Genomic DNA, 12,283 nt, shown 5'->3' with positions numbered 1-12,283 from the left:
TGTGAATGTGGAGGGGAGGAGCCGGCTCTCTTGGCTGGCTTCCACATTCTGGGACGGATGAGTTGCGCCTATCAGCAGGGGGTGACCGTCAAAAAACGGTCATAAATTTACGATTTGTTATATTCGTCTTTATTGCGTTGCAATATTACAACGGCCCCGTTTGCATTGCGCTGCAAACTGACATTGGCGACCACCGGCAGGGTGTTGAGGAAGGTGTCGATATCGGTCACGGCAAAGCTGGTGGTCAGGCGCTGATCGGCCACGGCCGGGCTGGTGATCGTGACGCCCGGAGCATAATAGCGGTTGAGATCGGCGACGATGTCGCCCAGCGGCGCATTATCATAGACCATGCGGCCTTCGTTCCACGCCGTGGCGGACTGGGCCTGATGATGCACCTGCCAGTTTTCGCCATCCGTAGCGCCTTGCGGTCGGGTCGGCACACGCAAACTGTCGCCCGCCGCAAGCTGGGTGGCCGCGTCAGCGCTTTTGGCATAGGCCACGGCCACACGGCCTTCCAGCACATCGACCTCGAGCGAGGACGGGCGCAGATTGACATCGAAACGGGTGCCGACATCGCGCACATCCACATCGCCAACACGCACCAGAAACGGACGCGCCGCATTATGGACGACGCTGAAATAGGCTTCGCCCTGTTTCAGCGTGACGCGCCGTTCGCTGCGGCTATAGCGGATTTCGACCGAGGAACGGCCCGCCAGCGTGATCTGGCTGCCATCGGCCAGGGCCAGTTGCCGCGTCTGGCCAATGCCGGTCGATTCCGTGCGTACGCTGGGCATATTGATCAAGACCAGCGCCCCGGCCACGCAGGCCGCCCCGGCCAGCAGGGCATAGGTCCATGTGCGCCAGCTTAAACGGCGGGTGCGTTCGCCAAAACCGGAATTGGGCACAGCCCATAAAATATCATCGAAGGTGCGCTCCATCAGCCCATAGGCTGCGGCATGACGCGCATCGGCTTCCAGCCAAGCTTTGAATTCGGCCTCGTCATTATCCGCCCCCGCCTCATGCGGATGGGTTTCCTGGCTCAGGCGTCGGCGCGCGAACCATTCACTGGCCGCCTGATCGATAGCCGCCTGATCGTCCATGTCCTGTGACATGCTCACTTTCCGTTCTTCCCTTGGGGCTTCCCTGTTACCGTCATAGCCGTAACGTCTGACGTGCGGGCTTCGGTTTCCCTGGCCGCACGCGCGCACTGAGCCAGAGCATCGGCAAAGAGCTGCATCACCCGCGTGGGTGACAGGCTCATTTTGCGAGCAATCTCGGCAAAACTCAGTTCGTCAATCGTGTGCAACAAAAGGATCCTTCGCCTCTTTGCTTCCATGTCCTGAACGGTGCGCATCACACCCGTCAGGCGTTCTCTTGCTTCTAAGACGCGCTGGGCATCGAATTCATTAGTGCCGCCGGTCACATTTAAGGAAATAATTTCATCCTCATAGCGGTTTTGCACCGCCTGACGCCGTTTGTGGTCGATAACATAATTATAGGCGCAGCGGTGGAGAAAGGCGCGCGGATTGGTAATTTCGCCCGTCTTCATCGCCGTGATCAGTTGTTCAAACGCGGCCTGAGCGGCTTCTTCGGGGTCAGGCGGGCCCGCGCCGAATTTGCGCCGCACAACACGGCACAACTCCTGCCAGTACTGATCGTATATGCGTGCCTGAGACGCCATAAGGGCAAACTGTCCTTGAAAACACCAAGAACAACAACAGTTTTTGATGTCGTCAATGTTTTTCTTTCGGCAGTGCAGCACTGTGGACCCGGATGTGGCCTTACAGGTACAGACGCGGTTACCCTTCGCGGTGGCGAACGGGGCCTCGCGGAAGGGATACAGTCAGGCCTGATTTCGCATGGCTGTCCTGTGGTTGAATATATCCAGGCGGAGGCGCAAGGCGGCGCGCGCGCCGAGGGAGGGCTGTTTGCCCGTGAAACGATCTAACGGCGCTGTAAGCCTCAGATCTTGCCCTCGGCCTTGTCGGAAACGCGACGGAACGGCCCCTTATAGTCGGGCATATTGCGGCGGCGGCGGTCGGGGCCGACATAGGAGGAGGATTTCACCCAGCCGCGTTCATTATTGATGACGCTGCGCAGACGGTCGATCAGGGCGCGCGCGGTCAGCGGCTTGGCGATGAATTCATTGATGCCGACATCGCGCGCCTCCAGAACGCGACGACGGTCGGTATGGCCGGTCATCATGATGATCGGAACATAGGGGTTGGGGCTGTCGGAACCGGTGCGCACCAGCTTGGTGAATTCGATGCCGTCGAGCTGCTCCATCATCAGGTCGAGAATAATGACATCGGGCCGCCAGTCACGGACGATTTCCAGCGCATCGACGCCATCGGAGGCCTCACGGATCAGGGTGATGCCCATAGAGCGCAGCATGGTGCAGACAATCACCCGCATATAGTGATTATCATCGACCACCAGCACCATGACGCGCGCAAATGTATTACTCAAACCCGCCGAACTCCCGCATTGCCAATCTGATCCTGACCTGCAAATCACTAATGATGTTTTGACATTTTCCAAAACAAAGATTGATCTTTGCTGAATTCCACGTTTGAGTCCGCCTAAAGATGAGCGGGGGCGCAACTGCGGGCCTGCGCAGACGGCGGGGAACAGGCTGATGCTCAATGGAGACAACCGGACTCTGATCGCGGCGGCCGCTGCCGTGCTGATCGCCGGTTTCGGCATCGGCTTTCTCACCGATTACGCGCTCGGTCATGGCAGCGGCGGCAAGGCGGCGGTGGCCACCGCTGATTTGATGACGCCTGCCACCGGCCTGTTTGGCAAGCCGCGCGCCAGAAATGCTCCGCGCGCCTCAGATCAGAAGCCCGCCGGTTTTGCCGTCTGGCACCAGAGTCTCGACACATCGGGCAACAGCCCCAAGGCGTGCGTGCAGATGTCGCGCCCGCTCGATCCGGCCCAGCCCTACGGCGACTATGTGGTGGTGTCGCCCGCCCTGCCTTCAGCCCCGGCCATTTCGGTCAAGGATGATACCCTGTGCGTGTCGGGCTTTGGCTTTTCCGACCGCCGCATCACTCTGCTCAAGGGCCTGCCTGCCAGGGGCGGCGATACGCTGAAGGCCGATGCCGATCTTGATTTCAGCTTTGGCATCAAGCCCGCCTATGTCGGCTTTGCCGGTAATGGCGTCATCCTGCCGCGCGCCGAAGGCGATGGGGTGGGCATTGAAACGGTCAATGTGTCGTCGCTCGCCGTCGAGGTGTGGCGCGTGTCGGATCGCAATCTGGTGCGCAAATCGGTGTCAGCGCCCGATCCGGTAGCCGAGGGCGAGTATGATTACAGCTATGGCGACGATTCGCCCGACGACATCGGCGTCAAGGTGTGGACCGGCAAGCTGGGCGTCAAGCTCAATAACGGCCAGCGCGTCACCACCGTCTTCCCGCTCGGCGCTGTGCTGAAAACCCTGCAACCGGGAGCCTATGTCGTCAAGGCGCGCGACGCATCCGGCGGGCGCGACAAGAAGGCCGATGATCAGCCGGCCAGTGCGCGGCGCTGGGTCATCTATACCGACATGGCCATGACCACCTACAAAGGCACGGGCGGACTTGATGTCATCATGCGTTCGCTGAAAACGGCCAAGGCGATGGGCGGGGTCAGGGTCGATCTGGTGGCCATGAACGGCGATACGCTCGGCACGGCGAAGACCGACGCCAATGGCCACGTCGCCTTTCCCGGCACCTTGCTGAAAGGCGAAAATGCCTTGCAGGCCAAGATGGTCATGGCCTATGGCCCCAATAACGATTACACGGCCTCCGATATTACCCGCGCCCCGATGGACATGTCGTCGCACAGCGTTGGCGGACGGCAGGCAGGCGAAAGCGGCGATGGCCGCACCTCGGCCTTTGGCGTCGATTCCTTCGTCTATACCGATCGCGGCATTTATCGCCCCGGCGAAACCATCCATCTGGTGGCGCTGCTGCGCGATGCGCAAGGCCGGGTGATCAAGGATCGCAAGGGCGCGCTGGTCGTCTATCGGCCCTCCGGCGTCGAGGCCTTCCGCTATGTTTTTGCCGCCACCCCGCAGGGTTTTGCGGGCAAAAATATCACCCTGCCGCAAGGCGCGCCGCGTGGCCAGTGGTCGGCGAAAGTCGAGCTGGACGGCATGGACGATGCGGCGGGCTCAACCTCTTTCGCGGTTGAGGATTTCGCGCCGCAGCGCCTCGGCGTCGATGTCGATGCCAGCGCCGACACGCCGATCCTGTCGCTCAAGGATACCCGCCCGGTGACGGTGACGGCCCACTATCTGTACGGCGCCATCGGTTCGGGCCTTCAGGTGACGGGTGATGCGCGCATCAGCGCCGACCCGACGCCGTTTCCGGCCTTTAAGGACTATAGCTTCGGCGACGCCTCGCAAGGCTATGATGAGAAATATGTCGATCTGCCCGCCACCACCACGGACGGGCAAGGCAAGGCCACCTTCCCGTTTGCAGCCTCCGCAGCCGGTCAGACCACCCAGCCCTTGAGCGTGTTGCTGACCGCTTCGGTGTTCGAACCGGGCGGGCGTCCGGTCAAGGAAAGCCAGACGCTGAAAATCCTGCCCTCACCGCTCTATCTCGGCGTCAGGGTGACGCAGAAGGACACGAAAAACTGGCGCGACACGCCGCAGATGCAGTTCAACATCGTCGGCGTGACGCCGCAGGGGCAAAAGACCGCCGTGAAAGGCGTCACCGTGCGGCTGATCTCCGAGGTCTGGGACTATGACTGGTATGTCGCCGACGGCAAATGGCGCTGGCGCTCCAGCCACCATGATGTGCTGGTGGCGGAAAAAGCCTATGATCTCAACGCCAATACCGGCCTGACCATCGAACGCGGCCTCGATTGGGGTGACTACCGGCTTGAGGTCGAAGCGCCCGGTTTAGCCAAAACCGTGACGCGCTTCTCGTCGGGCTGGGGTTCGCCCTCGCAGGGCGGCGATGCGCCCGATTTCGTGCGCCTGACCGCCGGTTCGCAGACCTACAAACAGGGCGATACGGTCGATCTGACCCTGAAGGGGCCGTATAAGGGCGAGGCGCAGATCGCGGTGGCCACCGATCACATTATCGACCTGCAAACCGTTTCGGTCGGCGAAAATGGCACGACCGTGCATCTCAAAACCTCGGCGGACTGGGGCGGCGGGGCCTATGTGCTGGTCAGTTTGATCCAGGCGCGCGATCCGGTCAGTTCGCCCAAGCCGCGCCGCGCCATCGGCCTGATCTATGTGCCGCTCGATCCGGGGCCGCGCAAGCTCGATGTCGAACTGGCGACCAGCGACCAGCCGCAACCGCCGAAGCACGACAAGAATGGCCACGGCTATATCGAGGTGCCAGTGCAGATCAAGGGGATGCGGCTCGGCGAAAGCGCGCGCCTCAGTCTGGCCGTGGTCGATCAGGGTATCCTCAACCTGACGAAGTTCCAGAGCCCCGATCCGGTCAAATGGTATTTCGGCAAGCGGGCGCTGGGTATTGATTATAATGATGATTATGGCCGCCTGCTCGATCCCAATCTGGGGGCGGCGTCTCCGCTCGAATACGGGGCTGACGAGATCGGCGGCGAGGGCCTGACCACCACGCCGATCCGCACCGTGGCCCTGTGGTCGGGCGTCATCTATACCGGTATGGACGGCAAGGCGGTGGTGCGCCTGCCGATCGACAAATTCTCCGGTGAACTGCGCGTCATGGCCGTGGCCTGGACCGATAATGCGGTCGGTTCAGCGCAAGCCAGGATGATCGTGCGCGAACCGGTGGTGGCCGATCTGTCGCTGCCGCGCTTTTTAGCCCCCGGCGACAAGGCGATGGCGACGCTCGAACTCGATAATGTCGATGGCAAGCCCGGACTCTATCAGGCCGTCATCAAGGGGCTGAATGGACTGGTGGTGGCCTTCGAGAAGGCCTTCCACCTGAATAAAGGCGACCGCACGATTGAAAGCGTGGCGATCAATGCACCGCAGACCACCGGCATTTCCACCGTCAAGCTGGGCCTCGATGGGCAAGGCTATCATTTCGATGACAGCTTCAACATCGAGACGCGCAATGGCTGGGGGCCGCAAACCGAGATCGATACCGCCCTGCAAAAACCGGGTGAGGTCTGGGCCCCGCCCGCCAACCTGCTGAACGGCCTGCAACCCGGCTCGGCCACGGTCGAGGTCAGCTATTCGCCCTTCCGCAATATCGATCCGGCGCCTCTGGCGGCGTCACTCAGCCGCTATCCTTACGGCTGCACCGAACAGGTGACCTCAGCGGCGACGCCCTGGCTGTTCGTCAGCGAATCGATGGTCGGCAAGTCAGAGTCTGCGCCCGCCGAAGCCGCGCTCAAACAGGCGGTGACCAGGATACTCGACCGGCAAAGCGCCGATGGGGCCTTTGGCCTGTGGCGGGCGGGCGATGGCGAGGCCGATGGCTTTATCGGCGCCTATGCCACAGACTTCCTGCTGGAGGCGCGGGCGCGCGGTGTCTTCGTGCCGCAGGACGCCATCGACAAGGCGCTGAACGCCATGCGCGATATGGCCAGGCCAGATGGCTATACCAGCATCACTTATCGCTTAAGCGTGCCCGATGACTGGAACTGGCTGGGCGTTTCAAGCGACCAGATGACCAAGCAGTTACGCTCGCGCGCCTCGGCCTATGCGCTTTATGTGCTGGCCAAGGGTCATTCCGGCGATCTGGCGCGGCTGCGCTGGTATCAGGACGTGCAGTTCAAGGCTGAAGATTCGCCGCTTTCGCGGGCGCAGGTGGCCGCCGGTCTGGCCATGATGGGCGACCGGGCGCGGGCGCGTCTGGCCTTCCGGCAGGCGATCCAGAAGCTCGGCTACAGCGATCCGAACGACTGGTATCAGTCGCCGCTGCGCGATCTGGCCGGTGTGATTGCGCTGGCCTATGAGGCGGGCGAGCCCGACATCGCGCAGAGCCTGATTCCGCGGCTCGAAAACGCCATGAAGTCACCCGCCCAGATGAATACGCAAGAAGACGCCTATGTGCTGCGCGCCGCCTCCTATATGTTAAAGGCGGCGGGCGTGCCCAAGATCGATGCGCAAAATGTCACGGCCTTGCCCGGTTCGGGCCTGCATTATGGTATCGGCAATTTGAGCGCGGCGCGGCTGAAGAACACAGGCTCCGGCCCGATCTGGCGCACGGTGACGGTGATCGGCACACCCGGCACAAGCCCCGGCGCGGACAGTCATGGCCTGTCGCTCACCAAGAGCTTCTATGCGCTCGATGGATCACGCATCGATCCGTCGCACCTGACACAAGGGCAGAAGGTGCTGGTGGTCATCACCGGCCATTCCGACCGCGCCGAGCAAAGGCCGATTGTCATCGATGATCCGCTGCCCGCCGGTTTTGAGATCGACTCGACCCTGAGCCCGGAAGACGCGCAGAACGGGCCGTTCGGCTTTATCGGCAAGCTCAGCGACCTGAAAGTCTCCGAGGCGCGCGACGACCGCTATGTGGCGGCGCTTGATGTGTCTTCGCGTGAAGGCTTTACCCTGGCCTATATTGCGCGGGCGGTGACGCAGGGTGACTATTACCTGCCGGGGGCTGAGGCGAAGGACTTCTACCGCACCGACACCTATGGCCGCACCGGGGGCAGCCGCACCGTGATTGCGCCAAGGTGAAAAAAACCGCTGAACTCCCCTCTCCCCTCAACGAGGGGAGAGGACGAGGAGCAGGGCATAGCCGCCGATCCTCGGGTGAGGGCCCGCCGGACGTTTATGCTCCGTCACCGCCCAACCCCTCACACGATCGCCTTCACTACGTTCGGCTCTCGTCCTCTCCCCGTAAACGGGGAGAGGGGAAAGTGACGCGCCTTGCCCAAGCTTAAAACCGACTCCCTCATCCCCCGGCTGGTCAAGGGCCTGATCGTCCTGATGGTCTTGCAGGTGCTGCTGGCCGTGGTGAACCTTGTCTGTCCGCCCGATATGGCAAAAGCGGACCGCGCCTCGCCCGTGGTGCTCGACCGCAACGGCGTTTTCCTGCGCGCCCTGCCCGTCGATGACGGGCGCTGGCGTCTCCGCGCCGACCTTAACCGCACCGATCCGGCCTTTCTCCACCATCTGCTCGGCATTGAGGATGCGCGTTTTTATCTCCATCCCGGCGTCGATGCGGCGGCGGTGGCGCGCGCTTTTCTGTCGAATTTTCATGCCGGCGGCATCGTGTCGGGCGGCTCGACCATCACCATGCAGACGGCGCGCCTGTTGTCGCCGCACCCGCGCACCTATGGCGGCAAGGCCATCGAAGCCCTGCGCGCCCTGCAACTGGAGCTGCGCTATTCCAAGCACGACATCTTGCAGCTTTACCTGACGCTGGCCCCTTATGGCGGCAATCTCGAAGGGGTGCGCGCCGCCTCGCTCTCCTATTTCGGCCATGAACCGGAAACCCTGACTTTGGGCGAACAGGCGCAACTGATCTCATTGCCGCAAGCCCCTGAGGCGCGCCGCCCCGACCTGCACCCGAAGGCAGCGCAGGCCGCGCGTGATCTGATCCTCGACCGCATGGCGCAGAACGGCCTGATCGACGCACAGGCCCTGCATGAGGCCTTGCAGGAACCGGTGGCACATCAGCGCCTGCCTTTCCCGGCCATCGCCTGGCAGACGGCGGGCCGTCTGGCGCGCACCGTCACCGGCCTGCAAGCCACGCTCGTCACCACGCTCGATGCCGGTCTGCAAACGCGGCTGGAGGCGATGGCGGCGGCCACGGCGAAGGCGCAAGGCCCCAATGTGTCGGCGGCCATACTGGTGGTCGATATTCATACGCGCGGCGTGTTGGCCAGTGTCGGCGGTGGCGGTCTTGATCGCCCGGGCGGCTGGATCGACATGACGCGCGCGCTCAGATCGCCCGGTTCGGCGCTCAAGCCCTTCATCTATGGCTTTGCCTTTGAAAACGGCGTGGTGGCCCCCGATACGCGCCTGATGGATGCGCCGACGCGCTTTGGCGACTATCAGCCGGAGGATTTCGACCGCAATTTCCACGGCGAGGTTTCGGTGAAGGAGGCGCTGGTCAATTCGCTCAATGTGCCCGCCGTGGCGGTGCTCAACCGTATCGGGCCGGATGTGTTTCAGGCGCGGCTGGCGGCGGTGGGGGTGAAGCTGGTGCGGCCGAAATCGGCGCTCAATGATGCCGGTCTGGCTCTGGCCCTGGGCGGTGAGGGTATTCATCTCGACGATCTGGCCAAGCTCTATGCGGGCTTGGGCGATCATGGTCTGGTCAAGCCGCTCGTCTATCGACTGGACGATGAAAAGGCCAGTGCGGCGGCGTCGGGCCAGAGGCTGATGCGCGCCGAGGCCGCCGACAAGGTGCTGGCCATTTTACGCGAAACCCCGCCGCCGCCGGGCCGCCTGCCGGGGCCGCTGATGCGCGTGTCACGCCGTCCGGCCTATAAGACCGGCACCTCCTACGGCTATCGTGACGCCCTGGCCGTCGGGGTGGCGGGCGGCTATGCGGTGATGGTGTGGACGGGCAGGCCCGATGGTGGGGCGCGCGCCGATGAAACGGGCCGTGACGACGCTGCACCGCTTTTGTTCGATGTCTTTGATCAGCTCCGCGCCCCGTCGCAAGTGCCGCAGGCCATCGCGCCGCCGGTGGCGCCCGTCGCCCTGCAAAGCCTGAATGCGGCGTCGGATCATATGTCGATCCTGTTCCCGCCATCGGGTGCGACCGTCTATGTCGAGACGGCAGGACGGGCGCGCGAGGAGCATCTGAAGGTGACGCGCCCGCTCAAATTATCGGCGCACGGCAAGGCCCCGATCCAGTGGTATGTCGATGGCGCGCCGCTGAAAGCAGATGATGACGGCGCGTTCAACTGGTCACCGCCCAGCGAGGGCTTTTACGACCTGACTGTCACCGGCGGCGACGGCCAGTCGGCCAAAAGCCATGTCCGTGTGGTGGCGATCAGGTCGGCGGATGCGCCTTGACATATGTACACAAAAGTGTACACTTAACAATTATATTATCGCCGTTATCTAGCGGTCACCATCAAACAGGTGGGTTTATGCTGATTTATATTTTTGGAATGAACTCATGCAATTTCAATGGGATGAGAGTAAGCGACGAGAGGTTATCGAACGCCGGAATGTGGACATACTTTATGCCGCTCGAATATTTAAGGGGCATGTTCTGACCAGCATCGATGATAGAAAGGACTATGGTGAGGAGCGGCTCATGTCTGTGGGCATGGTTGGTGGCGAATGTTTCGTCGTGATTCACACTCAGAGAGGCGATAGTCTTCGGCTGATAACTGCGTGGAAAGGTGGTCGTGATGACAAAAAGCGGTATCAAGACAGCATCGCTTGAAGACATCGAGGCGATGTATGAAAGAGGTGAACTTTTCCATGATCCGGATGCGCCGGAAGGTGAGCCTCTGGGTGCGGATTTCTGGGCAAGCGCCAAGATTCAGGAACCTAAAAAGCCACGTTCGATCCATCTGAAACTCGACCCGGAGGTCTTTGATTTTTTTGTCGCCGAAACGAACGGCAAAGGACACCTGACCCGGATGCAAGACGTGCTGAAAGCCTATATGAACGCACGCAAAGCGGGCTAACCGCTACTCAATCTCGCTTAAGTCGCGGCCTTTGGTTTCCTTGAGGAAGAACAGCGTAACCACCGCCGCCACGCCGCCGGTGATCACCGGATACCACAGGCCGAAATAGATGCTGCCGGTGGCGGTGACCATAGCGAACGACAGGGCAGGCTGGATGCCGCCAAACCAGCCCGTGCCGATATTATAGGGCAGGCTCATGGCCGTATAGCGCACGCGCGTCGGGAACATTTCAACGAGCAGCGAGGCCATCGGGCCATAGAGCGCGCAGGCTGCGATGGCGAACAGCACAAGCACGGCGAACATCATCGGCAGGTTGGCCTTTTTCGGGTCGGCCTTATCAGGATAGCCCGCAGCTTTCAGGGCGGTTTTCAGCGCGGCGGCGGTCTTGGCCTTCATGGCCTTGAGCGCCGCCGGATCGAGCCCGTCCGCCGAGGGCACGGCGATAGTCTGGCCGCCGACGCGAATAAAGGCTCCGGCCTGTCCCGGCGCGCGCTCGCTGGCATAGGGCACATTGACGCTGGTGACGATGCCCTTGGCCACGTCGCAGGGGGCCGTGAAGGCATGGGTGCCGATCAGGTCGAACTGGAAGTGGCATTGCGCGCTATCGGCCACCACCGACACGGGCGCGCTGCGCATGGCGGCTTCGAGATCGGGATTGCCGTATTTCATCAAGGCGTGAAAGCCGGGAAAGAAGCTGACCACGGCCAGTATGATGCCGAACAGCAAAACCGGTTTGCGGCCTATTTTGTCCGAAAGCGCGGCAAAGGCGATATAGAGCAGGGCCGAAACCAGAGTCATGCCCATGATCAGGCCATTCATCAGGGCGGCGTCGAGCCTGACGATCGAGGTCAGGAAAACCTGGGTGTAGAAGAAGGCCGTGTACCAGATCACGCCCTGAGCGGTCATGAAGCCGAACAGGGCGATCAGCATCCCTTTCAGATGGCGCCAGCGCGTGAAGATTTCGGCCAAAGGGGCCTTGGCCACCTGACCGGCCTCATGCAGGGCCTTGAAGGCCGGGCTTTCGGCGGTGCGGGCGCGGATATAGACCGAAACGGCCAGCAGACCAGACGAGATGATGAATGGAATGCGCCAGCCCCAGTCGTCAAAAGCGGCGGGCGTCATGGTCTTGCGGGTGATCAGGATCACGATCAGGGCGGCGATCAGGCCGAACGCCGCCGAGGTCTGGATCCAGCCCGTATAGAGGCCGCGCTGATCAGCCGGCGCGTGTTCGGCCACATAGATGGCCGCTCCGCCATATTCACCACCGAGCGCAAAGCCCTGAATGATGCGTAAACCCACCAGCAGCAGCGGGGCCAGATTGCCGATCTGGGCATGGGTGGGCAAAAGGCCAATGGCGATGGTGGCCAGACCCATGACGAGGATGGTGTATAAAAATGTGCCCTTGCGCCCCTTGCGGTCGCCGATATGGCCGAAGACCAGAGCCCCCACCGGTCTGGCGATAAAGCCGACGGCGAAGGTGGCAAGCGCCAGTATCGTGCCGAGCGCACCGGCATTGGCGAAGAAGTTTTTGGCAATGGTGGCGGTCAGGGTGCCGAAGATGAAGAAGTCATACCACTCAAACGTGGTGCCCGCTGCCGATGCCGCCACGATGGTTTTGAGGCCGCCAAAGCTTTTGCTTGCGCTCTTATCCGCCATATCCTGCCCCTGTTTTTCATTTTTATGCCGTCATTTGATCGAAATCAGCGTTATTGACAAGATGTAATACCGGCTGGCGCGC

Annotated in this window: 8 protein-coding genes; 4 read left to right on the top strand and 4 right to left on the bottom strand. The window is 61.8% G+C overall.

Features of this window, described 5'->3' with window-relative positions; translation table 11 throughout:
• Nucleotides 1–107 precede the first annotated feature (107 nt).
• The 3 genes from QB905_RS11430 to QB905_RS11420 all read right to left on the bottom strand — a co-directional run bounded on the left by QB905_RS11430 (nucleotide 108) and on the right by QB905_RS11420 (nucleotide 2,469).
• Complete coding sequence (locus tag QB905_RS11430) at nucleotides 108–1,112, bottom strand: FecR family protein (RefSeq protein ID WP_282975151.1); 1,005 nt, start codon at nucleotides 1,110–1,112, stop codon at nucleotides 108–110.
• Nucleotides 1,113–1,114: 2 nt separating this feature from the next.
• Nucleotides 1,115–1,681: an RNA polymerase sigma factor gene (locus QB905_RS11425; protein ID WP_282975150.1), complete on the bottom strand. Its 567-nt coding sequence runs from the start codon at nucleotides 1,679–1,681 to the stop codon at nucleotides 1,115–1,117.
• Nucleotides 1,682–1,962: 281 nt separating this feature from the next.
• Nucleotides 1,963–2,469, bottom strand: coding sequence for a response regulator (locus QB905_RS11420; RefSeq protein WP_282975149.1), 507 nt, complete (start codon nucleotides 2,467–2,469; stop codon nucleotides 1,963–1,965).
• A 169-nt stretch (nucleotides 2,470–2,638) separates the two neighbouring features.
• On the opposite strand from QB905_RS11420, the gene QB905_RS11415 reads away from it, so the two are divergent.
• The 4 genes from QB905_RS11415 (at nucleotide 2,639) to QB905_RS11405 (ending at nucleotide 10,545) form a co-directional block, all read left to right on the top strand.
• The gene (locus QB905_RS11415; protein ID WP_282975148.1) at nucleotides 2,639–7,624 is read left to right on the top strand and encodes an alpha-2-macroglobulin family protein; all 4,986 of its coding nucleotides are present in this window, start codon (nucleotides 2,639–2,641) and stop codon (nucleotides 7,622–7,624) included.
• Between the two features lie 192 nt (nucleotides 7,625–7,816).
• A complete protein-coding gene (pbpC, locus tag QB905_RS11410) occupies nucleotides 7,817–9,919 on the top strand; it encodes a penicillin-binding protein 1C (RefSeq protein WP_282975147.1) in 2,103 nt (700 codons plus the stop codon).
• 106 nt (nucleotides 9,920–10,025) lie between these two features.
• On the top strand, nucleotides 10,026–10,298 hold the full coding sequence (locus QB905_RS15340; protein ID WP_461781783.1) for a BrnT family toxin: 273 nt from the start codon (nucleotides 10,026–10,028) through the stop codon (nucleotides 10,296–10,298).
• Nucleotides 10,264–10,545, top strand: coding sequence for a BrnA antitoxin family protein (locus QB905_RS11405; protein ID WP_282975146.1), 282 nt, complete (start codon nucleotides 10,264–10,266; stop codon nucleotides 10,543–10,545). Before QB905_RS15340 ends, QB905_RS11405 begins: the two co-directional genes overlap by 35 nt.
• 3 nt (nucleotides 10,546–10,548) lie before the next feature.
• Here QB905_RS11405 and QB905_RS11400 read toward each other — a convergent pair whose 3' ends face one another.
• Nucleotides 10,549–12,201 (bottom strand): MFS transporter, encoded by a 1,653-nt coding sequence (locus tag QB905_RS11400; protein WP_282975145.1) that lies wholly within the window; start codon nucleotides 12,199–12,201, stop codon nucleotides 10,549–10,551.
• Nucleotides 12,202–12,283 lie beyond the last annotated feature (82 nt).

The sequence above is a fragment of the Asticcacaulis sp. EMRT-3 genome (assembly GCF_030027245.1).
GTDB lineage: Bacteria > Pseudomonadota > Alphaproteobacteria > Caulobacterales > Caulobacteraceae > Asticcacaulis.
The sequence above is the reverse complement of the archived record's forward strand: the minus strand, read 5'-3'. Positions and strand labels throughout refer to the sequence as shown.